The sequence below is a fragment of the Sphingomonas sp. 37zxx genome (assembly GCF_000786205.1).
Classification (GTDB): domain Bacteria; phylum Pseudomonadota; class Alphaproteobacteria; order Sphingomonadales; family Sphingomonadaceae; genus Sphingomonas.
Genome location: NZ_JROH01000006.1, coordinates 64,712 through 89,023 on the forward strand (window position 1 = coordinate 64,712; position 24,312 = coordinate 89,023).

The following is a 24,312-nucleotide window of genomic DNA, read 5'->3' on the forward strand; positions in this document are numbered from 1 at the left end:
CATATCGACGGCCCGTGTTCGGTTCCGCCCCATGACACTTCATAGGCATCAAGCTTTTTGATCGGCAATGCGCGCGGTGGCACCTTTGTCATTTTGGCAATGCCGGTGTAGCAGAATTATCACAATCGAATAATGCCGTCCGAGCCGCTAGCGAAGCGGCGAAACCGGTGGGTATTATTGGGTTCGGAGAGAGACGATGGGTTTAGGGATCTGGCCGGCGCTGGCGATACTGATGCTGCCGCCGCAACCGCAGCAGGTTGCCGACACCGACGCCCGTGCGCTGCGCAGCCTTACCCAATGCCGCACCATTACCGACCCCAACGCACGATTGGCTTGCTTCGATCGCGAGTCCGCGGCGCTGGAGACGGCGGTGTCCACCGGCGATGTCATTGCGCTCGATCGAGAGGAAGTACGCACCGCGCGGCGATCGCTGTTCGGTTTCGCGGCACCGATTACGCGCGTTTTTTCCGGGCGGGAGAAGCCCGAAGCGGAAACCGACCGCGAAGATGTCGATCGGCTGGAGAGCACGATCAAAAGCGCGCGCCAACTAGCGCGCGGACGCTGGCGGATCGAACTCGAGGATGGCGCAGTGTGGGTCCAGAATGATGACCGCAAGCTCGCAATCTACCCCAAGACCGGTCAGACAATCGCGATCCGCAAGGCCGCGCTCGGCTCATATCTGGCCAATATCCAGGGCCAAACCGCGATTCGGGTACAGCGCCAGCAATAGCCCCCTACCCCGGCATCGGCCCAGCCACCAGCAGCGGATCGATTCGGGCGTCGTGCCATTTCATGCTCCAGTGGAGATGCGGGCCGGTGGCGCGGCCGGTGGCGCCGATCGCGCCGATTGGCTGGCCGCGCTTCACCGTTGCGCCCTCGCGCACGTCGATGCGCGACAAATGGAGGAACGCGCTGTTCAAGCCCATGCCGTGATCGAGCATCAGCAGATTGCCTTCCAGCGTAAAGGGCGAGGTCGCCGCGAGGATCACTACGCCATCGGCGGGGGCGGCGATCATGGTGCCGGCTGGGCGCGCGACGTCCACCCCTGAATGATAGGCGCCCGGCTCGCCGCGATAGATTCGCTGCGCGCCGAACAGGCCCGAAATGCGCCCGGTGATCGGCCACACGAACGATTGCGACCACCCTTGCGCGCCGGTGACCTTGGCGCGGGCGGCGGCGATCCGCGCGAGTTCGGGCCGCCGTAGCTGCAAGAACGCCTCGGTCGGCTGCGATTGGCGCGCGAGCGTGTTCAGCCGCTCGATCCGCCAGGCGCGCGGGCGGATCGTGAGCGTTTGGCGCAAGGTTTCGCCGTCGATGCGAGTGGCGGCGAGGACCGCGCTGGCGGCCTGATCGCGATCGAAGGCGATGAGGAAGCGACCGTCGCGCGCCACTTCGACCGGCTCACCATTCAGCGTCAGCGCGGTGGTGCCGGCAGGCGCGGTGCCGATGACTCGGCCACCCTGGATCAGATCGCCCGACAGGATGAAAGGGGCAGGCTGTGCGCCGGCGCTGACCGGCGCGAGGACGCAGGCGATAGCGGCAATCGCCGCGCGGCGGTTCATACGGCGGTCATTGCCCGGGTCGCGATTTCGGCGCTGGCATAGGCTTCCTGCCGCGCGACGCTCCAATAGCGCAGCGTCTCGAGCGAAACCGCCTCGCCGGTCACTGCGCACACGACATGATCGCCATTGGCGAGCACGCGAAAACCATTGGCCATGTAATGCAGCTTCGCCGGGCGGGGTGCTTGGGTCATCAACACGAGAATAGTTCCTTACACGGTGCGCCGGTTACAACAGGCTGGGCTGTTCGGGCGTCGGCGCAGCATATGCCTTGGTGGCCGTGCGCTCAACCCGTGCGTCGATGGCACCGTCGCGGAAATGGAGGATCAGCGCACCCGCCGCGCGCGCGGCGGCGGTATCGGCGACGACCTTGCCCGCCCCGCGCGCCTCGACCCTGGCATAACCGCGTTCGAGCGGCGCGTCGGGGTTCACCGACAGATGCAGCCGCTCCATCGCCGCCAGCGCCGCGCGCGCGCCTGCCAGCCTTTGGTCGAGCATCGCCGGGCGCAGCACCGCGCCCGCACGGTCAAGTTGCCGCCGCCCGGCATCGAGCCGGCGTTCGAGCCCGCGCGAGAGGCGCGCGGCCAGATCGTCGGTCTTTTGCCGCTGCGGCCCCAGCAGCGCATCCCGCCTGGGCAGCACGCGCACCAGCGAATCGAGCCGCTCGCGCCCGCGCTCCTGATAGCGGCGGACGCAGCGTTCGGTGCGAAGGCCGAGCATCGCGATGGTGTCAGCGAGTTCGGCACGGACCGGCACCGCGATTTCGGCGGCGGCGGTTGGCGTCGGCGCGCGCAGATCGGCGGCGTGGTCGCACAGCGAGGTATCGGTTTCATGCCCCACCGCCGAGATGATCGGGATCGAGCACCCCGCCACCGCGCGAACCACGACTTCCTCGTTGAACGCCCATAAATCCTCGATCGAGCCACCGCCGCGCGCGACGATCACCAGATCGGGGCGGCGCACCGGGCCATCGCCGGGCATCGCGTCGAAGCCGCGCACCGCAGCGGCGATCTCTTCGGCCGCGCCCTGCCCCTGCACCTTGACCGGCCAGACGATGACATGGCTTGGGCAGCGCTCGCCCAGCCGGTGGAGGATGTCGCGGATCACCGCGCCGGTGGGCGAGGTGACGACGCCGATCGTGCGCGGCATGAAGGGCAAGGGCCGCCGCGCCTTCGACTTGGCGAACAGCCCCTCGGCCTCGAACCGCGCCTTGTTGCGTTCGAGCAGCGCCATCAGCGCGCCCTCGCCCGCCAATTCCATCCGCTCGATGACGATCTGATATTTCGATCGGCCGGGATAGGTGGTGAGCTTGCCGGTGGCGATCACTTCGATCCCGTCGGCGGCGGCAAAGGGCAAGGCGGCAGCGGCCCCCTTCCACATCACACCGTCGATCACCGCCTTGTCATCCTTCAGGCACAGATAGACATGGCCCGACGTTGCGCGCTTATACCCTGAAATCTCGCCCTTCAGCCGGACATGGCTGAATTCACCCTCGACCATGCGCTTGAGCTTCATCGACAGGTCGCCGACGCTGAGCGGTGCTGCGTTGTCCCCCGCGCGGCTCTCGGCTACCAGCCCCAGTTCATCGTTATTGGGCATGAAGAAGGGATCGGCCATGAACGTCCTGCTATTGGGATCGGGAGGGCGTGAACATGCGCTCGCATGGCGGCTGGCGCAATCGCCGCGCCTGGGGAAACTGTTCGCGGCCCCCGGCAATCCGGGCATTGCGGCGCATGCCGAATGCGTCGATCTGGTGCCGACCGATCAGCGCGGGGTGATTGATTTCTGCCTGCGTAACTCGATCGGACTGGTGGTGATCGGCCCCGAAGCGCCGCTGGTAGCGGGGCTTGCCGACAATCTGCGGACGATGGGGATCGCCGCCTTCGGCCCCGGCAGCGACGCCGCTCGGCTCGAAGGGTCGAAGGGCTTCACCAAGGATTTGTGCTCGCGCGAAAATATCCCGACCGCAGGCTATGCGCGGGTCACCTCGCTCGACGGCGCGCGCGCCGCGCTTGCCGATTTCGGCTGGCCGGTGGTGCTGAAGGCCGATGGGCTGGCGGCGGGCAAGGGCGTGACGATCGCAATGAATCCTGATGAGGCCGAGGCGGCGCTGACGGCGCTGTTCGACCATCCCGGGGCCGAGGCGGTGATCGAGGAGTTTCTTACCGGCGAGGAAGCCAGCCTGTTCGTGTTGACCGACGGCACCACGCTGATGCCGTTCGGATCGGCACAGGATCACAAGCGCGTCGGCGATGGCGATACCGGGCCGAACACCGGCGGCATGGGGGCCTATTCACCAGCACCAGTGCTGACTCCGGCGCTGGAGCAAGCCGCGATCGACCGGATCGTGCGGCCGACGGTCGAGGCGCTGGCGCGGGCGGGCACGCCCTATTCAGGCGTGCTCTATGCCGGGCTGATGCTCACCAATACCGGCCCCAAGCTGATCGAATATAATTGCCGCTTCGGCGATCCCGAATGCCAGGTGCTGATGCTGCGATTCGAGGATGATCTGCTCGAATTGCTGCTGGCGACGGCGCAGGGGCGGCTGGCCGATCTGCCGCCGCCGCGCTTCGCCGATGCGACCGCGCTGACGGTGGTGATGGCGGCAAACGGCTATCCGGGCACGCCCGAACTGGGCGGCGCGATCGAGGGTATCGCGGCGGCCGAGGCAACCGGCGCGCGCGTGTTTCAGGCAGGCACGCGGGCCGAAGGCGACACGCTGGTCGCGGCGGGCGGGCGCGTGCTGGCGGTCACCGCCAGCGGCGCGACGGTGACGCAGGCGCAGGCGGCGGCGTATCGCGCGGTCGATGCGATCGCCTTCCCCAGCGGCTTTGCCCGCCGCGACATCGGCTGGCGCGAGGTGGAACGCGAAGCCGATTGACACGTCTTTCCCGCGTTCGGGAAACCCTTGGACGCCACGAAGAAGAACTGCGAAAACAGCCCATGGCCAGTACCACCGCTTCCGTCGACGCCGCCACCGCAACGCCCGCCGGCGCTGCCCAGGCATTCATGCCGCTTACCATCACCCATCTGGTGCTGATCGCGCTGGCGATCGCCTCGACGATCGCGATGCTCTGGTGGGGCCGTCGCCTGAAACGGCAACGCGAGGACAATAGCGAAACGATCGACGAGCGCGCGGACAGCCAGCCTTTGGTTACGCCAGCGCCGCCGCCTGCTCCGCCCGCCTCCGTGGTGCCACGCCAACCCGTTGCACCGCCCACCGCGCCGCCGCCCACCGCGCCACCGCAACCTGTCGCCACGCCCCCGCCGGTGACAGCCGCTGCAACACCCGAATTGCCACCAGTGAAACCGGCACCGGCTGCGGTGCCCGCACTAGCGATCGACATGGCCGATCTGACGACGCTCAAAGGGTTGGGGCCGAAGGTTGCCGGACAGCTCAAGGCGCTTGGTGTCGTCACCATCGCCGATCTGGCCGACCTGTCACCCGACCGCGCGCAGAGCATCGACGCGCAACTGGGCGCGTTCACCGGCCGCATGGCGCGCGACCGCTGGATCGAACAGGCGCAATTGCTGAGCGCCGGCGACCGCGCAGGCTATGAGGCGAAGTTCGGCAAATTGGGAGGCTGATTGCCAGGAAGCTGAACGGTGGTGAAGGAACCGCCCTCCCCCCCCGTTCGTGCTGACTTGATACCGGCGCATTTGGGTCGTCATTCCCGCGAAGGCGGGAATACATAACCACTGTACTTGCCTATGGATTCCCGCCTTCGCGGGAATGACGAAGCGAAGGTCGATGGATCAACCTAGTGGTCCGATTCTGACATTTGCTACCCCCTTCGGCTCAGTAAGGAGCAAATGTCAGAATCTCCAGAACCACTAGCAATTATGTGATTCTAGTGGATTTTATGATTTTGACATTCGCAGCGAGAGCGTGCCGCAGGCGGGATGCGAATGTCAAAATCAATCCACTAGAGTTATCCCGCTCTAAATATCCACCCGCGCAGCACGAACGGGGAAAAAGGCACCCGCAGGTGCCTACCCCTGTTCCTCGACCAGCAATTTGTCGATCTTGCGCCCGTCCATATCGACGATCTCGAAGCGCCAGCCCTGTTCGACGAAGCTCTCGCCCTCATGCGGCAGACGTTTCAGCACCGACAAGGCCAGGCCGGCGACGGTGGCGTAATCGCGGTCTTCGGGCAGGTCGATGCCAATCCGGTCGGCCAGCGAATCGGCTGCCATCTGCCCCGACACCAGCAGCGAACCGTCATCGCGCACGACGACGCGATCCTCCTCGTCAAAATCCGAATCATGATCACCGGCGATTGCCGCCAGCAGATTGGCGGCAGTGACGATACCTTCGAAATGGCCATATTCGTCATGGACGAAGCCCATCGCCACCTCGGCCCGGCGAAGCGCACCCATCGCATCCATCGCATCGACCTGATCGGGCAGCACCGGCGCAGGGCGCACCAGCGCGCGCAGGTCGAGCGTCACCCCCTCGATCAATGCGGTCACGACGTCGCGGGCCTGCACCACGCCGATCACCGCATCAACCGATCCCTCGCCCACCGGGAGCCGGGTGTGCGGCGTGGTCCGCAGCCGTTCCAGAATCGCTTCGGTCGACAGCGTCGCGTCGATCCAGTCGACCTCGGTGCGCGGGGTCATGATCTCGCGCACCGGACGGTCCGCCAGCCGCACCACGCCCGAGATGATCGAGCGTTCATGCTCCTCGATCACCCCCGATTTGGTCGCTTCGGACACGATCAGGTGAAGCTCCTCGGCCGTGACCCGGTTTTCCGATTCGCGGCTGAGCCCCAGAAGCTTGAACACCAGCCCAGTGGTCGAATCGAGCAACCATACCAATGGCGCCGTGGCCGCCGAAATCCAGCCCATCGGCCCCGCGATCCACGACGCAATAGCCTCGGGTGCGCGCAATGCGAATTGCTTGGGCACCAGCTCGCCGACGATCAGCGACAAATAAGTGGTCACCGCAATCACCGAGGCGAAACCGATCGTCTGGGCCAGGTCGGCCTCGACCCCTAACAGCGCGATCCGCGCGCCGACCGGCCCACCAAGGCTCGCCCCCGAATAGGCACCGGCAAGGATGCCGATCAGCGTGATGCCGATCTGCACCGTCGACAGAAACTTGCCCGGACTGTCCGACAGCGCCAGCGCCGATCGCGCGCCGCGCACCCCGGCGCGCGCCATCGCCTCCAGCCGCGCCGGGCGCGCCGACACCAACGCCAGCTCGGACATCGCGAACACGCCGTTGAGCACGATCAGCGCAAGGATGATCGCGCAGTCGATCCAGGGAAAGGAGGGGAGTTGGTCCATCAGGGTTAAACGATTCCTACGCGCAATCACCGACCGCGTTCAAGCCTTTGGTTGCGGCCCGTACAGCTTCCAGTCAGTGCGGATGCGGAACAAGTCGCGCTTCGAGTGGTTCCGCGCTCGAAACATACCAGCACCGTCAGGGGAAATACCATGCGTATCGCGTCCAAATTCATGCTTACCGCCGCCATCGCTTCGCTCGGCATCACCAGCGCCTGCGTCACCGATCCGGTGACCGGCGAGCGTAGCATCTCCAAGGCGGCGATCGGCGGCATTGGCGGCGTGGTCGGCGGCTATCTGCTCGGCGATCTGGTCGGCGGTCGCCGTGACCGTACCGAAAAGATCCTGGGCGCGGGCATTGGCGGCCTCGCCGGCGCTGGCATCGGTGCGTATATGGATCGCCAGGAGCGCGATCTGCGCGCCAGCACCGCCGGCACCGACATCGACGTCATCCGCCAGGGCGATGACCTGATCCTGCAAATGCCGTCGGGCATCACCTTTGCCTATGACAGCGCCAACATCCAGCCGCAGTATCGCGGCACGCTCGATCGCGTCGCCGATGTGCTGTCGCGGTATGAGCAGACCTATGTCGATGTCTATGGCCACACCGATTCGACCGGGTCGGACAGCTATAACCAGGGCCTGTCGGAGCGGCGCGCGGCATCGGTTTCGAGCTATCTCGCCGGTCGCGGCGTGGCACAGGCGCGGATGGCAAGCCGCGGCTATGGCGAAAGCCAGCCGATCGCATCGAACGCCACCGAAGAAGGCCGCGCCGAAAACCGCCGCGTCGAGATCAAGCTGGTACCGATCACGACCAACGACGCCCGCTAAGCTATACTACGCTCTCTCGTCATGCCGGGCACCCCCCGGCATGACGAAGGGTAGTACAACCCCCGCGAGCGCCCCTCAGCGCCGCCTGGCGAAAAACGCCCGCAGCATCGCCGCTGCCTCACCCTCGCCGATCCCCGGATAGATTTCGGGGCGGTGGTGGCAGGTCGGTTGGCCGAAAAAGCGCGGACCATGCTCGACCGCGCCACCCTTGGGATCGGGCGCTGCATAATATAGCCGGGCGATTCGGGCATGAGCGATCGCGCCTGCGCACATCGCGCACGGCTCAAGCGTCACCCACAGATCGCAATCCTCCAGCCGGTCGCGGCCAAGCGCCGCTGCGGCTGCGCGAATCGCCACGATTTCGGCATGCGCGGTGGGGTCACAGGTGGCGCGCGGCGCATTGCCGCCGGTCGCGATGACCTGGCCGCCATGCACCACCACCGCCCCAACCGGCACTTCCCCGCGCGCGCCCGCCGCCGCCGCCGCATCGAGCGCGGCGCGCATTGGCGCTGGCATCATGAACATCGTTATTGCACGACCATCGTTACTGCGGCGCGCCGTCGGCCTTTTCGACCGTTACCTTGGGCACTTCCACCGTCTTGTTCACCGTCCCCACGTCGAGCGTCCCGACATCGGCCTTGAACTCGGGCGTCTGCCCGCCTTCGATCCTGATCGAGGGCAATTGCGCTTGTCGCGTCTGGTCGAGGCTGAGCATCCCCGTCGCCATCAGACCGATCAACACCAGCGCGGCAAGGCCGAGCAACACAAGAATGGCACGCATAGTCAGCCCTCCAAAAGTCGAAACGTCGGCGTAATAACGCCCCCTACCTCGACTCGGTTGCACGCACCTACGACTGAATCGGTTGACGGATGGCGACATGCGGGATAGTAGCCGCCGCTTTCCGGGCAACCCCGAAACTCAGGATTAAACGCATGTCGCGCATTTGCGAGCTGACCGGCAAGGGCCGGCAGGTGGGCCACAATGTATCCCACGCCAATAACAAGACCAAGCGCACGTTCCTGCCGAATCTGCAGAACGTCACGCTGATGTCGGACGCGCTGGGCACCAGCGTTCGCCTGCGCGTTTCGACGCACGGGCTTCGCTCGGTCGAGCATGTCGGCGGGCTGGACAACTGGCTCGCCAAGACCAGCGAGACCGACCTGTCGCTTCGCGCTCGTCGCCTGAAGCGCGAAGTCGCCAAGAAGCTCGACGGCGCCAAGGCCGCCTGATCGCTGCCGCTGCGGTCCACGCGGCGGTTGGTGAACAGTCGAAGGCGAAAAAGACCGGGTCACCGTTTAGGCGGGGCCGGGTCTTTTCGTCGTTGTGGGTTCCCGCGTAGCAATCTGCGTCAGACGTCGAGGCGGAATTTCAGCAGCAATGTGCGTTGCAGGAATAGCTGGTTGTCGTCCGATACCAGCCACAACACCGTCGATTCTCCCTCGCGCAGGGCGGCCACGCCTTCGAAATTGTCATACAGCGTCGGCGGGGCCAGCGTGGCGAGCTCGCGGCCCTGTACGGTCGCGCCGGGTTTGATCGCCGCGACATCGATCAGCGTCAGCTTCGCGGTAAAGCCATAGGGCAGGCCAAAGGCGCGGTTGAGCACCAGCAACCGTCCATCGGGCAATTGCACCGCGTCCACCGGGCTGAAACCCGCCGGCGGCTGATACAAGAAGCGATAGCCGCGATCGGGCGCGAGCACCGGATCGCCCGCAAAGCGAACCGCATGCCGCACCATCCGCCGCCCCCGCGGTCGGCCGATCTCCGACAGGACGATGAAACTGCCATCGACCAGTCGTGCCATCGCCTCGGCACCGCCCCCCTCGGGCCATTTCCGCATGACGCTCGGGCGGACCTGGCCGGTGGCGGTTCGCAGGTCGGCGGAGTAGCGCCAGATCTCGTTATAATGCTCAAAGCCGACCCAGGCGCTGCCGGTCGCGCGATCGAAGGTGAGCGATTCGGCGTCACGATCGCGCTTTTGCCAACCGGCTGACGGGCCGTCGGGGAGTGGCCGGGCGCTGACATCGGTGATGGTGGACGGCAGCGTGAGGCGAAATGACAGCACATTGCCGCCGTCGCTTACCAGCGTGAAGCGATCCCCCTGCACCGCCAATGCCGAATAGCCGCCAATTCCCTGCCCGCTTTCGTGCAGTTCGACGCCGCCCAGATAGGTCAGCCCGCCCACCCGTCGCCGGGCCGGATCATCGGGGACAATATCGACCGGGGTGGCGCGCACGCGGATATTTTCCGGCAGCGGCAGTCGCGCCGGTCCCGAATAGTCCTGCACGAATACGAGCAACAGCAGCACCGACCAGAACATTCGCATGCCGCGCCCTAGCGGTTGCGCGCGCCCGGCTCCACCCGGCTTTTCCTGAACCCAGCATAACAGCGGCATTCAGGAAGGGGTCAAAGCGAATCACCTAGAAGATGTTCATCGACAGCGAATGGGCACCGCCCCGACGCCGACGAAAAGATTTTGGTTCAACACGGATCGAGGAGATCATCCATGTTCAAGAAGCTCAGCATCGCCACCGCCGCCATCGCCATGGGCGCGACCTCGCTGGTTGCACCGACCGTGGCATCGGCAGCGCCGATCGCGATCGCCGCCGCGCCCACCGCGCTGACCGCAACCAGCTTTGACGCCGGCGTCAGCGATTATCAGCGCAACCGCGCCAATGATCGCCGCTATTACGGCAATGACCGCCGGTATAATAACAACCGCCGCACGCCGCAGCGTTGCAGCAGCACCGAGGGCACCGTGATCGGTGCGGTCGCAGGCGGTCTGCTCGGCAACACCGTCGCCGGCAACGGCAACCGGTTGCTCGGCACGGTGCTCGGCGGCGGCGCAGGGGCATTGGCGGGTCGTGAGATCGACCGCGCCGGCCAGCCACGCGGTTGCGCCCGTACCCGCTAAGGTTTTTCAGTTTCTCGTGTGGCGTATCGAGAATTCCCTCGCGTAGCGTATCGAGGGGGAGGGCCGGTTCCGAAAGGAGCCGGCCTTCAATTTTTGGGCGAAGGCGCGGCCACGCCCGCGCCGGTGCGCCAAGCGCATCGCGCAAAACGGCCGGCGGGTCGGCACCGCCGAACCCGACCGACGGCGGCGGCTTTGCCGGCGCTCTTTCTTCTAACTTGCTCCCGTTCGGGTTGTGTCAGGCCGGGAGAAGGGCAGCGGGAGCGCTTCGTTCCAGCCCCTCTCTCGCGCTTCCCCCGGCTTACGCCGGGATCGCTTGCCCTCTCCCCGCAGGGGAGAGGGTGTAGCAGAAAGGGCACCGGCAGAGCCGGCGCGTCGGTCGGGTTCGGCTTTGCCGACCCGCCGGCCGTGCCGGGCGCTTCGCTTCGCGAACCGGCGCGGGCGTGGCCGCGCCTGCGCCCGTCAGTACATATGCTGGCCGCCGTTGATGCTCAGCGTCGATCCGGTCACGAACCCACCCTCATCCGAACACAGGAAAACCACCCCGCGCGCGATCTCGCTCGCCTGGCCCAGGCGACCGACGGGAATTTTGGCGACGATCTTTTCCAGCACTTCGGGCGGCACCGCCGCGACCATGTCGGTGTCGATATAGCCCGGCGCGATTGCGTTGACCGTCACGCCGGCGCGCGCGCCCTCCTGCGCCAATGCCTTGGTAAAGCCGTGAATGCCCGATTTGGCGGCGGCGTAATTCACCTGGCCATACTGCCCAGCCTGGCCGTTGATCGAGCCGATATTGACGATCCGCCCCCATTTGCGCTCGCGCATGCCGGGGAACACCGCCTTGGCCATGTTGAAACAGCCGCCCAGATTGATGCGGATCACGTCTTCCCACATGTCCTTCGACATCTTCAGGATCGTGCCGTCGCGCGTGACGCCGGCATTGTTGACCACCACATCGACCGGCCCCAGATCGGCGGCGACCTTCGCGCAACCCTCCTGGCAGGCATCATAATCGCCGACATCCCAGCGATAGGCAGCGATGCCGGTCCGCTCGGTAAACGCGCGTGCTTTCTCGTCATTGCCGGCATAATTCGCCGCAACGGTCATGCCCTGTGCCTGCAATGCAAGGCTGATTGCCTCGCCAATCCCGCGTGTGCCGCCGGTTACGATCGCTACCCGTGTCATGCTTATCCTCTCCTCGTCCGGGAACAGGCTAGGCGGGCTGCACCCAGCCCGCAAGCTCCCGCGTCAGCAGCGTCTTGAGCATTTTCACGCCGATTTCGCTAGCGTTCAGACAAGGCAGATAGGCAAAATGCGTGCCGCCGGCTTCCTCGAAGCTTTCGCGCCCGCGGATCGCCAGCTCCTCTAGCGTTTCGAGGCAGTCGGCCGAAAAGCCCGGCGCGAAGATCGCCACGCGGGTGATGCCCTTGGCCGGCATCGCCTCCAGCGTGTCGTCGGTCGCAGGCGTCAGCCATTTGGCGGGGCCGAAACGCGACTGGAATGCCACCGTCATCTCCCGGCCCATCGCTTCGCCGAGCAAGCGCGCGGTCTTGCGGCAATGGCAATGATAGGGATCGCCCAGATCGAGCGTGCGCTGCGGCATGCCGTGGAAGCTGGCGATCAGCGCCTGTGGTTCGAAATCGAGGCCGGCCAGCCCCTGTTCGACCGACGCTTTCAGCGCGGCGATATAGACCGGGTCGTCATAATAGGGCGGCAGCGTGCGAAGCGCGGGCTGCCAGCGCTGCGCCGCCAGTTGCGCGAACGCCTTGTCATTCGCGGTCGCGGTCGTCGCGGCGCAATATTGCGGATAGAGCGGTGCCAGCAATATCCGCTCGCACCCGGCATCCTTCATCGCCTGCAACCGATCGCCGATCGCCGGGCGGCCATAGCGCATCGCCCAATCGACCATCACCCCCGGCCCAAACGCCCCTTGCAGCGCGTTCGACTGCGCCTTGGTCACCGCCGCCAGCGGCGATCCGTCCTCGCTCCACACCTGTTCATAGGCTTCGGCCGATTTCTTGGGCCGGGTATTCAGGATGATGCCGCGCAGGATCGGCTGCCATGCGATGGCGGGAAGCTCGACGACGCGGCGATCGGACAAAAACTCGGCCAGATAGCGCTTCACCGATTTGGTATCGGGTCCGTCGGGGGTGCCAAGGTTCATCAGCAGCACGCCGATCTTGCGCGGCATGACCGGCGGATGATCGGCGGGCAGCGGGCCAACCGCCTGCGGGCTGGTCGGATCGGGATCATGATGCTGGCGATCGGCTAGCAGGGGATCAGGGGACAAGGTCATGGGCGCGATGGGTCCAGTGGCAGGCGGCGCAGGCGGGTGCCCGTTGCCGCAACGATGGCGTTGGCGATCGCCGGAGCGACCGGGGGAATAGCGATTTCGCCGACCCCACCGGGATCGGCCTGGCTGCGGATCAGCTCGACAGTGACCTCGGGCATGTCCGATAGCATTGGCAGTTGCAGATCGGAAAGCCGACGCGCATCCGCAACCCCATGCTTTAGCCCGGTCGACGCGCCGATCGCCTGCGCCATGCCGAAAATCAGCCCGCCTTCGATCTGTTGCAATACAATATCGGGGTTCACGATCCGCCCGCAATCGACCGCCGCGACCAGCCGATCGACGCGCACCTGGCCGCCGTCGATCCGCGCTTCGGCAAGCACCGCGATGCTGCTGCCGCGCAATTGATGACAGGCGATCCCCTGCCCGCTGCCCGCGACCCCGCCCTGCCAGCCGCCCAGCGACGCGACGGTGTTGAGGCAGGCGGCAAGCCGGGCATTCTGCCCCAGCATCTGAATGCGGAAATAGCTGGCATCGGCCTGCGCCACCTGCGCCAGCTCGTCGATGAAGCTTTCGGTGAAAAAACAGGACAGCGAATCCATCCCGCCGCGCAAATGACCGCAGGCAAAGCCAAGGTCGGCGGGGTGGTGGTCGATCGCGTGATTGGGGATGGCATAAGGCGGCACCGCGCCCGACACCGCGACCGCATCGCCCCTGCCCGGCAGCGCCAGCGACAGCGCGGTGGCGGCATCGCGCGACAATAGCCGCGTCGCCATCTCGATGCCGATCGCGGGCGCGGCGATCTTGGCCAGCCAGCCGCTCAAGCGCCGGTCGCGATCGAGCCGCCCGGTCATTCGCGCCATCGCGGCAGGGCGCGGGCGGTCGCGGCGAATATCCTCGATCCGCGACCAGCTAAGCTGCACCGGCCGCGCGAGTTCGCGCGCCAGCAACGCCGCCTGCTCGGCTGCCAGCGTTTCCAGGCCCGCGCCGAACGATCCGCCCGCCTGCATCGCGATCACCGTCACCTGATCTTCGGCAAGACCAAGCACCCGCGCGGCGGCGGCGCGCGCCAGCATCGGCGCCAGCGTCGGCAGCCACAGCCGCAGCCGCCCATCCTCGAACGTCGCGGTCGCGGTGGTCGGCTCGATCGCGGCGTGCAGCCCGATCGCGGCATGATATTCAGCGGTGAACACCCGCGCGCCGCGAAAGGCGGCTCCGACATCGCCCGTTTTGGCGATCCGGTCCCCCGGCCCGTCGATCGCCGTCAGCAACGCCGCCTCGATACTGGCGGTCGAGGGAGCGGCGATGGTGTCGAACCGTGGACCGATCGCCTCGACCGCGCGATTGGCCGCCCACCAATCGCTGCCGATACCCGCGACCCAGTGGTCATTGGCGACGATCTTGAGCACGCCGGGCAGCTTGTCGGCGGCCTTGGCATCATAGCCCGTCAGCCGGGTATCGCCGAGTGGCCCCTGGCGGATCGAGGCGAAAACCATGCCGGGCAAGCGGATGTCGCCCGCGAAATTGGCCGATCCATCGACCTTGGCGGGAGAATCGAGCCGAGCAACCGACGTGCCCGCCAGCCGCGCTTCATCATCGCTTCGCAGCGCCACCGCGTCAGGCAGGGTTTCCTTTGCAGCGCTACTGGCGAGTTCGGCAAAGCGCGCGCGCTGTTCGCCATGCACGACAAAGCCGTCAGCGGTGGTGCAGCCCTGCCAATCGACGTCCCAGCGGCGCGCCGCCGCCTTGCACAGCAACACCCGCGCCGCCGCGCCCGCCTGACGCAGGATCGGTTCGAAATGCCGAACCGCGCTCGATCCGCCGGTGAGCGTCAGCAGCATGGCATGGTGCGCCTGCGCGGCGGCGGGAACGGGAATGCGGTCGATGCCCTCGCCGAACAATTCGCGCGCGGCCAGCGGATTGGCATAAAAGGGGCCGGGCGGTGCCGGCTCGACACCGATGGTGCGCCAATCAGCTCCCAGCTCGTCGGCAACGATCTGCGGCAGCGTGGTATAGACGCCCTGGCCATGTTCGGTGACCGGCACCGCGACGATCACGCGGCCATCCTCGCCGATCTTCACGAACGCGCCGAATGCGGTTTCGCGCTCCCCCGCCGCCAGTGCCGGCACATAGTCGCGCGGCCACACCGCCCAGGCGACGACCAGCCCCAGCCCGGCGCCTCCACCGATCAACAGCCCGCGCCGGCTGATCCCCCCATGTCGCGCCGCTTCCATCGCCAGCGGCTTATCCCGGCAAGGCGGGGGGCGCCAGTGGTTGCGGGGGATTGCCCCGCCCCCCGACCAAGCCCGGCATGACGAAAGGGCCGGCACATCCGGACAACACCTCGTGACCTTGGCGGCTTCGCGCGCTACGACGCTGCCGATCGCTCCTATGCGCCAAGGACCAGCTCGTGCTCGACATGCTAAGCCAGGCCGTCACCGGCCAGTATATCCGTTTCGACCAACTGGGCCTCGATCCGGTCGCGCTCGACCTGGGGTTCTTCACGCTGAAATGGTATTCGCTGGCTTACATCGGCGGCATTCTGCTGGGCTGGTGGTATCTGCTCAAGATGCTGGCGCGGCCCGGTGCGCCGATGAGTCGCCAGCATGCCGACGACCTGATTTTCTATTTGACGCTCGGCATCATCCTGGGCGGGCGGCTCGGCTATATCCTGTTCTATCGCCCCGATCTGTTCCTCAAGCCATTGCAGGTTTTCCGGCTGTGGGATGGTGGCATGTCGTTTCATGGCGGGGCGATCGGGGTCGCGATCGCGATCATCCTGATGGCGCGCAAACATGGGCTTAGCTGGTTGCGGGTGCATGATTATGTCGCCTGCGCGGTGCCGATCGGGCTGCTTTTCGGGCGGCTGGCGAATTTCGTGAACGGCGAATTATGGGGCCGCGCGACCGACGTGCCCTGGGCGGTCGTCTTCCCGCGCACCGGCATGGACGTGCCGCGCCACCCCAGCCAGTTATATGAGGCGGGGCTCGAAGGGATCGCGCTGTTCCTGGTGCTGGCCTTCTTCTTCTGGCGGACGCAGGCGCGGTACGAGCCGGGCAAGCTCGTCGGCATCTTCCTGCTCGGCTATGGCGCGGCGCGCTTCTTCGTCGAATTTTTCCGCGAAGCCGATGAACAATTGATGTGGCTGCAACAGGCGACCGGGCTGAACATGGGGCAATATCTGTGCATGCCGATGATCCTGGGCGGCGCGTATCTGATCGCCACCGCCAAGGGCCGGCGGCAGCGGGTGGAGAGCATCGCGGGGCGGGAGAGCGTGGCGTGAGGCCTGCTGCTCCCCTCCCGCTTGCGGGAGGGGTCGGGGGAGGGGCTGTCCAGCCATGACCAGTTCGCCTTCCGACACGCCCTCCCCCAGCCCCTCCCGCGAGCGGGAGGGGAGCCTTCCCGAACGCATCGCGCGGGCGATCACGCTCGCCGGGCCGATCGCGCTGTCGCAGTTCATGGGCGCGGCCAACGCGCATTATTATGCGACGCGCGATCCGCTGGGCGCGCGCGGCGATTTCACCACCGCGCCCGAAGTCAGCCAGATGTTCGGCGAGCTGATCGGCTTGGCGCTCACCGATCTGTGGCACCGCGCCGGCCAGTCCGATGCCGCGCGCTATGTCGAGTTCGGCCCCGGTCGCGGCACGCTTGCCGCCGATGCGCTGCGGGCGATGGCGACGGTTGGCCTGACGCCGCCGGTGCATTTCATCGAGACCAGCCCGGTGCTGCGCGCGGCGCAGGCAAAGGCGGTGCCCGATGCCGAATGGCATGTCGATCTGGTCGGCGTGCCCGACGACGGCCCGTTGCTGGTGGTCGCCAACGAATTTTTCGACGCGCTGCCGATCCGGCAGTTGGTCAAGACGCCGATGGGCTGGCGTGAGCGGCTGGTTGCTTGCCAGGACACGCTGTTCCTGCCGATCGTCGGCGATCACGGCTTCGACGCAGTGATCCCGCCGCAGTTTCGCGACGCCGAACCCGGTGCGATTCTCGAAACTTCGCCCGCCAGCGTCGCGGTGATGCGCGCGCTCGCCAAACGCATCGTCGCACAGGGCGGCGCGGCGATCGTCATTGATTACGGCTATATCGGCCCCGCGATCGGCGACACGCTGCAGGCGGTGCGCGGCCATGCCTTTGCCAATCCGTTCGAGGATCCGGGCGAGCAGGATCTGACCGCGCATGTCGATTTCGGCACACTCGCCGAAGCCGCCGCCGCCGAGGACGCGATCGTCCACGGCCCGGTCGGCCAGGGCGCGTTCCTCGAAGCACTTGGCATCGGCCCACGCGCGGCGGCTTTAGCGCGCGCGCAGCCCGAACGCGCACAGGCGGTCGCGGTCGATCGCGAGCGGCTGACCGGGGCCGAATCGATGGGCAAATTGTTCAAGGTGATGGCGATCACCGCCCCCGGCTGGCCTGTGCCCGAGGGGTTTGCGTGATCGACTGGCGCGATGCCGGCCCCACAGATGCCGACGCGCTGGTGACGCTGGCGCGTGACAGCTTCACCGAAACTTTCGGGCATCTGTATCGGCCGCAGGATCTGGCGGCGTTCCTTGCCGGGCATACGCACGAGGGTTGGACCGCCGAGCTTGCCGACCCGACCTATGCGGTGCGGATCGGCGAGGTCGAGGGGCGCGCCGTTGCCTATGCCAAGCTCGCCCCGCCCAAGCTGCCGATCGAGCCACGCGGGCCGGCGATCGAGCTGCGCCAATTCTATCTGCTCAAGCCCTGGCATGGGCAGGGCCATGCCGACACGCTGATGGCGTGGGTGATCGCCACCGCGCGGGCACGGGCCGCAAGCGAAATCTTCCTGTCGGTGTTCATCGACAATCACCGCGCACGGCGCTTCTATCAGCGCTACGGCTTTATCGAGGCGGGCCGCTATGCCTTCATGGTGGGCGATCATGCCGATGAGGATATATTGATGCGGTTACCGCTATGAGCGACGTCGAAGTCATCCGCGCCGCCGCGCTCGAAGGGGTGCGCCACGGCTTTCTGGGGCGGCGCGGCGGGGCTTCGGCGGGAATCCATGCCGGACTCAACGTCGGGCTGGGATCGGCCGACGATGCCGCCACCGTCGCCGAAAACCGCGCGCTGGCACTCGCAGCGGTGGCACCCGGCGCGCGGCTGCTGACGCTGTATCAGGTGCATTCGGCGGATACCGTGACGGTGTTCCAGCCGTTCGACGAACAGTTTCGCCCGCATGCCGATGCGCTGGTGACCGATCGGCCCGACTTCGCACTTGGCATCCTCACCGCCGATTGCGCGCCGGTGCTGCTCGCCGATACAGCCGCCGGCGTGATTGGAGCGGCGCATGCCGGATGGAAGGGCGCGCTGGGCGGCGTCACCGATTCGACGATCACCGCGATGGAAGCGATCGGGGCCAAACGAGAGCGAATCGTCGCGGCGATCGGCCCCTGCATCGCGCGCGCCAGCTACGAAGTGGACGACGGCTTCCGCGACCGTTTCTTGGACAGCGATCGCGAGAATGAACGCTTTTTCGCCGATGCCCGCCCCGGCCATGCCCGGTTCGACCTGGAAGGCTATGTCGCGCATCGCCTGGCGTCGGCAGGGATCGCGCGGATCGAGGCGATGGGGCTCGACACCTATGCCGATCCGCAGCGCTTCTTCAGCTATCGCCGCGCGACCCATGCGGGCGAGCCCGATTATGGCCGCCAGATCGCGATCATCGCGCTGCGCTGAACGACGGAGCCAATCCCGATGCCGCGCATTAAGCCGACCATGTTAGCCCCCTTCATCATCGGCATCGCCGCCGGTCTGCGCTCGATGACCCCGCCCGCTGCCGTAGCGCTTCGTCGCCACCGGCGCCTGGCCGGACCGGCGCTCGCCATCGCCGCGCTGGGCGAATTGGTCGCCGACAAACACCCAAGCGCCCCCGACCGCACCGATACCGGCGCGGCGACCGGACGGATCGTCAGCGGCGCGCTGGCGGGGGCGTTCCTGCGAAGCGGGCCGGTTTCGATCGTGGGCGGTATTGCCGGGGCGGCGGGCGCTGTCGTCGGCACGCAAGTCGGGTATCGCTTGCGAACCGCGCTCACCCGCCGCTTCGGCACCGATTGGCCGGTGGCATTGGCCGAAGACGCCCTGGCGATCGCGCTGGTCGCGCTGGCGGAGCGTCGGCAACGCTAGAGCATGATGGCTTGGTGCCGACGCAGGTGGGTCGTCATTCCCGCAGAGGCGGGAATCCATATGCCAGTGCAGTGGTTATGGATTCCCGCCTTCGCGGGAATGACGAAGATAAGGTCGATGGATCAGCCGAAAGTCATCGCGCTCTAATCCCGACCCCTTTCAGGGGAGGAATGGCTCACCGTGTCGGCACCGGGGTTTCGCCCGAATAATCGTAAAAGCCGCGCTTGGTCTTGCGGCCATACCAGCCGGCTTCGACATATTTGATCAACAGCGGCGCAGGGCGGAATTTGGGGTCGCCAGTACCCTCGAACAGCACGCGGGTGATCTCCAGGCAGGTGTCGAGCCCGATGAAATCGGCCAGCGTGAACGGCCCCATCGGGTGATTCAGCCCCAATTTGCACGCGGTATCGACATCGGGGATCGTCGCCACCCCCTCACCCACCGCAAAGCACGCCTCGTTGAGCATCGGCATCAGCACGCGATTGACGATGAAGCCCGGCGCGTCATTGGCGTGGACGATCTCCTTGCCCAGCGACTGGCCGAATTTCTCGACCGCAGCGACGGTGGCGTCGCTGGTGGCAAGACCGCGAATCAGCTCGATAAGCCCCATCACCGGCACCGGATTGAAGAAATGCACCCCCATGAAGCGCGCGGGATCATGCGATGCCTGCGCCAGCCGGGTGATCGGGATCGACGAGGTGTTGCTCGCCAGGATCGCGGTGGGCGACAGCACTTTGCCGACCGTCTCGAAGATCTGGCGCTTCACCGCCTCGCGCTCGGTCGCGGCTTCGATCACCAGTTCGCAGGGTGCCATCGCCGACACGTCATCGACGCATTCGATGTTCGCCAGCGCTTCGTCGCGCGCCTGCGCGGTCAGCTTTTCCTTGTCGACCAGCCGGGCCAGCGCCTTGGCGATGCCCGCCTTGCCCGCCTCGGCGCGGGCCTTGTCAACGTCGGATAGCAGCACGGCATAGCCCGCCTGTGCCGATACCTGCGCGATTCCCGCGCCCATCTGTCCCGCCCCGATCACCCCAACGCTTCGCATGCGAATCCTCCCGATTTCGGTACTTGTATGGCCGCGTTACCCGGTAGATGGTTCCGGCGCCATGCCACCTATCAGCCTGATCGCCACTTCGCTCGCCGCGCTTTTCGTAAGCGTCGCCCCGTTCCCCGCCGATGCGAAGCCGATGGCCGATGCGCCAGCACCCGGCGAGCTCAAGACCTTTGGCGACTGGACGGTCGGGTGCGACAATCTTCGCAATTGCAAGGCGGTGACGCTGATGCCCGAGGATTATGCCGGCGACTGGCTGGATTTCATGCTGTCGGTCGAGCGCGACGCCGGAGCCGATGGCGCGATCCGAATCACGCTGTCGGGCCAGGCCGATGCGGTGCCGCCGATCCGCATCACGATCGACGGCAAGCCGATCGCCAATGGCGGCGCGAGCAGCAATCCGGCCTTTGCCGGTGCCGATGCCAGACGGATCGCCACCGCAATCGCCGCCGGGCGAAGCGCGGTCATCACCGCCGGCGGCAAGCGCGCGATCAATTCGCTGGCCGGCGCGTCGGCAGCACTACGCTATATCGACGCGCAACAAGGCCGCGCCGGCACCAGCGGCGCGCTGGTGGCGAAGGGGCCGGCCCCTGATCGCACCATCGCGGCGACACCGCCGGTGATCCGCGCGGTCGCGCCGTCGGGCAAGGCGGCGACGCTGACCCCCGCAGTCGAAGCAGAACTGCGCGAAGTCGCCCAATGCGGCATCGCCAGCTACACCGATGAAGTGCCGCGCGCCGACACCCATGCGCTGGGCGGCGGCGCGACGCTGGTGGTGCTGCCATGCGATCGGGGGGCCTATAACGAAATCGCCGCACTGTTCATCATCGGTGCCGATGGCAAGCCGGTGCCCGCCCGGCTCGACGCCGATGCGGGCATGAACCCCGATCCGCAGCCGGTGCCGTCAGCGGTGAATGCCGGGTTCGCCGATGGGGTGTTGTCCACCTATGCCAAGGGGCGCGGCCTTGGCGATTGCGGGACGTCGCAATCCTATGTCTGGGACGGCGATCGGCTCAGGCTGAGCGAAATGGCAACCATGTCCGAATGCCGGGGCAGCATGGATTACATCACCGTTTGGCAGGCACAGGTGACGCGCTAGCTTCGCGTCATTCCCCGTGAGATGTTCACATCAGGGCGCGGTTTCCGCCGGTTTCGCCTCCGCCAGGATCAGCGCGAACCACCCCTGCGGGTCGGTCCATTCGGCCACCGGGGTCCAGCCGCCCGCGCGCAGCAGCACCCGCGCGCCGCGCACGCCGTATTTATGGCTGTTTTCGGTATGGATGGTCTCGCCCGCAGCGATGTCGAAGCCGCGCCCCTCGACGGTGAAGGCGATGTCGCGCTTTGCCTGCAGGTGCATCTCGATCCGTGAGGCATCGTCGTTCCACACCGCCTGATGCACGAAGGCGTCGATCGGGATCGTGCCGCCAAGTTCGCGGTTGATCCGTTCGAGCAGGTTCAGGTTGAACGCGGCGGTCACGCCCGCCGAATCGTCATAGGCGGGGACCAGCACGGCTTCGTCCTTCACCCGGTCGATCCCGATCAGCAGCAGCGATCCCTGCCCCAGCGACTGGCGCATTGCGCGCAGCAAGTCGGTTGCCGAGGCAGGCGTCATGTTGCCGATGGTCGATCCGGGAAAAAAGCCCAGCTTGGGCAGATCGGCCACCGCCTTGGGCAAGGGCACCGGATGCATGAAATCGGCCTCGACCGGATGTACCGCCAGCCCGGCGAACTGGCGGCTAAGATCGGCGGCCGAAGCCCTGAGAAACTCACCCGAAATATCGATCGGCACATAGGCGGCGGGGGCGACCGCGCGCAGCAGCCGGGGGGTTTTCATCGACGATCCCGATCCGAATTCGATCACCGCACGCCCCGGCCCCACCGCTTGCGCCAAGGCACCCGCCGCCTGATCGAGCAGCGTCACTTCGGTGCGGGTGGGGTAATATTCGGGAAGGTCGGTGATGCGTTCGAACAATTCCGAACCGCGCCGATCATAAAACCAGCGCGCCGGGATCGCGCGCGGCCGGGCGGCAAGACCGCGCAGCACATCGGCGCGAAAGGCGGGATCGGCCAATGACGCCTGACCGTCCTCGATCTCGGGTTTCAGCATGTCAGATGTCCTTGGCGAGCCGGACGCCGGTGAATTGCCAGCGCTGGTGCGGATAGAAGAAATTGCGATAGCTGGCGCGCACATGCCCGCGCGGGGTGGCGCAGCTGCCGCCGCGCAGCACGAACTGGCCGCTCATGAACTTGCCGTTATATTCGCCGACCGCGCCCTCGGCGGCGCGGAAACCGGGATAGGGGCGATAGGCGCTGCCGGTCCATTCCCAGACATCGCCGAAAAAGGCGGGGCCGCCGGTCGACGGTCGCGGCTCGACCGGGCCGGCGGTGTCGAGCAGATTGCCACTCTGCGGATCATGCGCGGCGGCGGCGGCGGATTCCCATTCGGCCTCGGTCGGCAAGCGGACGCCCGCCCAGGCGGCATAGGCGTCTGCTTCGAAAAAGCTGACATGCGTCACCGGCGCGGCGGGATCGACCGCGCGGCGACCGTCGAGGCCGAAGCGAGTCCAGCCCTCGCCCTCGCGCTGCCAGTATAGCGGTGCCTCGATCCCCTCGGCGCGGACCCAGGCCCAACCATCGGCGAGCCAGTGGCGCGGATCGGCATAGCCGCCATCGGCGATGAACGCCGCCCATTCGCCATTGGTGACGGTGCGGTCGGCAATGGCGTGGGGATGGAGCAACGCGGCGTGGCGCGGCCCTTCGCAATCAAAGGCGAAGTCGCTGCCAGCATGGCCGATTTCAGTGATTCCGCCCGCGCGCTCAATCCAGCCGATCGGCGCTGGCATCGGCACCGGCACCTTGCGCGGCGCGGGCCAGATCGCGGGCTCGACCGGGTTTTGCGCGAAAAGGTGCAGAATATCGGTGAGCAGCAATTCCTGATGCTGCTGTTCGTGATTGCAGCCAAGTTCGATCAGTTCGATCGCCGCTGTCGGCAACTCGCCGATCGCCGCGACCAGCGCGGTATCGACCGCGTGGCGATAGCCCAGCACTTCATCGAGCGTTGGGCGGGTGATCATCCCCCGCCGGTTGCGCGCGTGGCGCGCGCCCTCCGCCTCGTAATAGCTGTTGAAAAGAAACGGGAAACGCTCGTCATGCAGCGCGTAACCCGGCACATGATCGCGAAGGACAAAGGTTTCGAAAAACCAGGTCGTATGCGCCAGATGCCATTTGGCGGGCGATGCGTCGTCCATCGACTGGATCGTGGCATCGGCATCGCTCAGCCGCGCGACCAACGCGGTACTCAGGTCGCGCACCGCCTGGAAGCGTTGCGACAGGGCGTTGCGGGCGAAAGCGCGGTCGCGGCTTGGCTGCATGGCGTATTCTCCGGCACGATCGGGGCAAGCAACTGGCCACCAATGGTGGCAGTATGGCGAGCGACGCTTAGCGAGACGCTCCGGGAACCCACAAAACGTCGCCGCTCGACATTTTGTTCACGTGCCGCGACAAAACAAATAACAGGTCGGACAGGCGGTTGATGTACATCAGCGCCGCCGGGTTGATCGGCGCACGTTCATTGGCGGCGACCATGCTGCGCTCGGCCCGGCGAGTCACTGCGCGCGCGACATGCAGCGCAGCGGCAACCGGATCGCCGCCGGGCAGCACGAAGCTGGTCAGCGGATCGAGATCGTCATTGGCAAGGTCGATCGCTTCCTCAAGCCGCTCCACTTGCCGCTCGGTCACACGCAGATCATATGCACCGGGCTTTTGCCCCCAGGGGGTGGCAACATCGGCCCCCAGATCGAATAATTCGTTCTGGATGCCTAGCAACAGGTCGCGCTGCGGTCCCGGGACCATCTGCACAACAGCGACGCCCAGCACTGAATTGGCCTCATCGACATCGCCGATAGCCGCCATCAGCGGCTCGCTCTTCGAGATGCGCGAACCGTCGACCAGCCCCGACGTACCGGCGTCGCCGGTGCGGGTGTAAATGCGATTGAGCTTTACCAGCGGATCAGGTCCGGCCGCCGGCGAACAGGATCGCGACCACGATCAGGATCGCGATCGCCTGAAAGAAAATGCGCGCCTGCATCATCTTGTTCGAACGAAGCGCGGGGGCGCTGACGCCTTCGCCTTTCAACTCAGCCTCGGTCGTCTTCAGGAAGATAACGATGCCGCGTACCAGTGCCACGACAGTGGCAAGCATCGCAGCGACGAGCAGGATGACCAGGAAAGTGTTCATCA

27 protein-coding genes are annotated in these 24,312 nt (G+C 66.4%); 12 read left to right on the forward strand and 15 right to left on the reverse strand.

Translation table 11 applies throughout. The features are described from left to right. Positions 1–196 precede the first annotated feature (196 nt). Positions 197–730: a hypothetical protein gene (locus QU44_RS04100; RefSeq protein WP_052134318.1), complete on the forward strand. Its 534-nt coding sequence runs from the start codon at positions 197–199 to the stop codon at positions 728–730. 4 nt (positions 731–734) lie between these two features. On the opposite strand, the gene QU44_RS04105 is transcribed toward QU44_RS04100, so the two are convergent. Genes QU44_RS04105 through xseA form a run of 3 tightly spaced genes read right to left on the reverse strand, consistent with a single transcriptional unit; the run spans position 735 to position 3,176 of the window. Then, the gene (locus tag QU44_RS04105) at positions 735–1,562 is read right to left on the reverse strand and encodes a M23 family metallopeptidase (protein ID WP_033920283.1); all 828 of its coding nucleotides are present in this window, start codon (positions 1,560–1,562) and stop codon (positions 735–737) included. Beyond that, a complete protein-coding gene (locus tag QU44_RS04110) occupies positions 1,559–1,753 on the reverse strand; it encodes a DUF2093 domain-containing protein (protein ID WP_443018071.1) in 195 nt (64 codons plus the stop codon). Before QU44_RS04110 ends, QU44_RS04105 begins: the two co-directional genes overlap by 4 nt. Positions 1,754–1,787: 34 nt before the next feature. Then, the gene (xseA, locus tag QU44_RS04115; RefSeq protein ID WP_033920287.1) at positions 1,788–3,176 is read right to left on the reverse strand and encodes an exodeoxyribonuclease VII large subunit; all 1,389 of its coding nucleotides are present in this window, start codon (positions 3,174–3,176) and stop codon (positions 1,788–1,790) included. Here xseA and purD point away from each other — a divergent pair. Next, positions 3,175–4,440, forward strand: coding sequence for a phosphoribosylamine--glycine ligase (purD, locus tag QU44_RS04120; RefSeq protein WP_033920289.1), 1,266 nt, complete (start codon positions 3,175–3,177; stop codon positions 4,438–4,440). The genes xseA and purD overlap by 2 nt on opposite strands. A gap of 62 nt (positions 4,441–4,502) precedes the next feature. Beyond that, positions 4,503–5,147, forward strand: coding sequence for a hypothetical protein (locus QU44_RS04125; RefSeq protein ID WP_052134319.1), 645 nt, complete (start codon positions 4,503–4,505; stop codon positions 5,145–5,147). Between the two features lie 405 nt (positions 5,148–5,552). Here the strand turns inward: QU44_RS04125 and QU44_RS04130 are convergent, their stop codons facing one another. Beyond that, positions 5,553–6,851: a hemolysin family protein gene (locus tag QU44_RS04130; protein WP_033920291.1), complete on the reverse strand. Its 1,299-nt coding sequence runs from the start codon at positions 6,849–6,851 to the stop codon at positions 5,553–5,555. A gap of 150 nt (positions 6,852–7,001) precedes the next feature. Between QU44_RS04130 and QU44_RS04135 the strand changes: the two genes are divergently transcribed. Then, positions 7,002–7,679 carry an OmpA family protein gene (locus QU44_RS04135; protein WP_033920292.1) on the forward strand — a complete coding sequence of 226 codons (678 nt, stop codon included), beginning with the start codon at positions 7,002–7,004 and terminating at the stop codon, positions 7,677–7,679. A gap of 75 nt (positions 7,680–7,754) precedes the next feature. Here QU44_RS04135 and QU44_RS04140 read toward each other — a convergent pair whose 3' ends face one another. Both QU44_RS04140 and QU44_RS04145 read right to left on the reverse strand, forming a co-directional pair. Further along, positions 7,755–8,183 carry a nucleoside deaminase gene (locus tag QU44_RS04140; RefSeq protein ID WP_033920345.1) on the reverse strand — a complete coding sequence of 143 codons (429 nt, stop codon included), beginning with the start codon at positions 8,181–8,183 and terminating at the stop codon, positions 7,755–7,757. Positions 8,184–8,223: 40 nt separating this feature from the next. After that, positions 8,224–8,460 (reverse strand): hypothetical protein, encoded by a 237-nt coding sequence (locus tag QU44_RS04145; RefSeq protein ID WP_033920294.1) that lies wholly within the window; start codon positions 8,458–8,460, stop codon positions 8,224–8,226. A gap of 152 nt (positions 8,461–8,612) precedes the next feature. Between QU44_RS04145 and rpmB the strand changes: the two genes are divergently transcribed. Continuing rightward, positions 8,613–8,909, forward strand: a complete 297-nt coding sequence (gene rpmB / locus QU44_RS04150) for a 50S ribosomal protein L28 (protein WP_033920295.1) — start codon at positions 8,613–8,615, stop codon at positions 8,907–8,909. A gap of 119 nt (positions 8,910–9,028) precedes the next feature. Here rpmB and QU44_RS04155 read toward each other — a convergent pair whose 3' ends face one another. Next, positions 9,029–10,003, reverse strand: a complete 975-nt coding sequence (locus QU44_RS04155; RefSeq protein ID WP_033920347.1) for an esterase-like activity of phytase family protein — start codon at positions 10,001–10,003, stop codon at positions 9,029–9,031. A 180-nt stretch (positions 10,004–10,183) separates the two neighbouring features. Here QU44_RS04155 and QU44_RS04160 point away from each other — a divergent pair, with 180 nt between their 5' ends. Next, positions 10,184–10,591, forward strand: coding sequence for a glycine zipper 2TM domain-containing protein (locus QU44_RS04160; protein ID WP_033920297.1), 408 nt, complete (start codon positions 10,184–10,186; stop codon positions 10,589–10,591). A gap of 459 nt (positions 10,592–11,050) precedes the next feature. On the opposite strand, the gene phbB is transcribed toward QU44_RS04160, so the two are convergent. The 3 genes from phbB to QU44_RS04175 form a co-directional block, all read right to left on the reverse strand. After that, positions 11,051–11,773, reverse strand: coding sequence for an acetoacetyl-CoA reductase (gene phbB, locus QU44_RS04165; RefSeq protein WP_033920298.1), 723 nt, complete (start codon positions 11,771–11,773; stop codon positions 11,051–11,053). Between the two features lie 28 nt (positions 11,774–11,801). Beyond that, on the reverse strand, positions 11,802–12,779 hold the full coding sequence (gene hemH / locus QU44_RS04170) for a ferrochelatase (protein ID WP_052134324.1): 978 nt from the start codon (positions 12,777–12,779) through the stop codon (positions 11,802–11,804). A 101-nt stretch (positions 12,780–12,880) separates the two neighbouring features. Beyond that, positions 12,881–15,112: a xanthine dehydrogenase family protein molybdopterin-binding subunit gene (locus tag QU44_RS04175; RefSeq protein WP_033920300.1), complete on the reverse strand. Its 2,232-nt coding sequence runs from the start codon at positions 15,110–15,112 to the stop codon at positions 12,881–12,883. Between the two features lie 185 nt (positions 15,113–15,297). Between QU44_RS04175 and lgt the strand changes: the two genes are divergently transcribed. The 5 genes from lgt to QU44_RS04200 are packed head-to-tail and all read left to right on the forward strand — an operon-like array spanning position 15,298 to position 19,022. After that, entirely contained in the window at positions 15,298–16,161 is an 864-nt protein-coding gene (gene lgt / locus QU44_RS04180; protein ID WP_033920302.1) for a prolipoprotein diacylglyceryl transferase, read from the forward strand. Between the two features lie 55 nt (positions 16,162–16,216). Further along, entirely contained in the window at positions 16,217–17,311 is a 1,095-nt protein-coding gene (locus QU44_RS04185) for a class I SAM-dependent methyltransferase (RefSeq protein ID WP_033920304.1), read from the forward strand. Further along, entirely contained in the window at positions 17,308–17,814 is a 507-nt protein-coding gene (locus tag QU44_RS04190) for a GNAT family N-acetyltransferase (RefSeq protein WP_033920306.1), read from the forward strand. Before QU44_RS04185 ends, QU44_RS04190 begins: the two co-directional genes overlap by 4 nt. After that, entirely contained in the window at positions 17,811–18,575 is a 765-nt protein-coding gene (gene pgeF, locus QU44_RS04195) for a peptidoglycan editing factor PgeF (RefSeq protein WP_033920308.1), read from the forward strand. The genes QU44_RS04190 and pgeF overlap by 4 nt, the downstream gene beginning before the upstream one ends. Before the next feature lie 39 nt (positions 18,576–18,614). Next, positions 18,615–19,022, forward strand: a complete 408-nt coding sequence (locus tag QU44_RS04200) for a DUF4126 family protein (RefSeq protein ID WP_033920350.1) — start codon at positions 18,615–18,617, stop codon at positions 19,020–19,022. Positions 19,023–19,197: 175 nt separating this feature from the next. Here the strand turns inward: QU44_RS04200 and QU44_RS04205 are convergent, their stop codons facing one another. Further along, positions 19,198–20,067 (reverse strand): 3-hydroxybutyryl-CoA dehydrogenase, encoded by an 870-nt coding sequence (locus QU44_RS04205; RefSeq protein WP_033920309.1) that lies wholly within the window; start codon positions 20,065–20,067, stop codon positions 19,198–19,200. Positions 20,068–20,128: 61 nt separating this feature from the next. Here QU44_RS04205 and QU44_RS04210 point away from each other — a divergent pair, with 61 nt between their 5' ends. Then, positions 20,129–21,172, forward strand: a complete 1,044-nt coding sequence (locus tag QU44_RS04210) for a DUF1176 domain-containing protein (RefSeq protein ID WP_052134321.1) — start codon at positions 20,129–20,131, stop codon at positions 21,170–21,172. A gap of 30 nt (positions 21,173–21,202) precedes the next feature. On the opposite strand, the gene egtD is transcribed toward QU44_RS04210, so the two are convergent. The 4 genes from egtD to QU44_RS04230 form a co-directional block, all read right to left on the reverse strand. Continuing rightward, positions 21,203–22,180 (reverse strand): L-histidine N(alpha)-methyltransferase, encoded by a 978-nt coding sequence (egtD, locus tag QU44_RS04215; RefSeq protein ID WP_033920311.1) that lies wholly within the window; start codon positions 22,178–22,180, stop codon positions 21,203–21,205. 1 nt (position 22,181) lies between these two features. Further along, a complete protein-coding gene (egtB, locus tag QU44_RS04220; RefSeq protein ID WP_052134322.1) occupies positions 22,182–23,444 on the reverse strand; it encodes an ergothioneine biosynthesis protein EgtB in 1,263 nt (420 codons plus the stop codon). A 67-nt stretch (positions 23,445–23,511) separates the two neighbouring features. Beyond that, a complete protein-coding gene (locus QU44_RS04225) occupies positions 23,512–24,078 on the reverse strand; it encodes a cob(I)yrinic acid a,c-diamide adenosyltransferase (RefSeq protein ID WP_033920312.1) in 567 nt (188 codons plus the stop codon). Between the two features lie 4 nt (positions 24,079–24,082). Continuing rightward, positions 24,083–24,310 carry a twin transmembrane helix small protein gene (locus QU44_RS04230; RefSeq protein WP_033920313.1) on the reverse strand — a complete coding sequence of 76 codons (228 nt, stop codon included), beginning with the start codon at positions 24,308–24,310 and terminating at the stop codon, positions 24,083–24,085. Positions 24,311–24,312 lie beyond the last annotated feature (2 nt).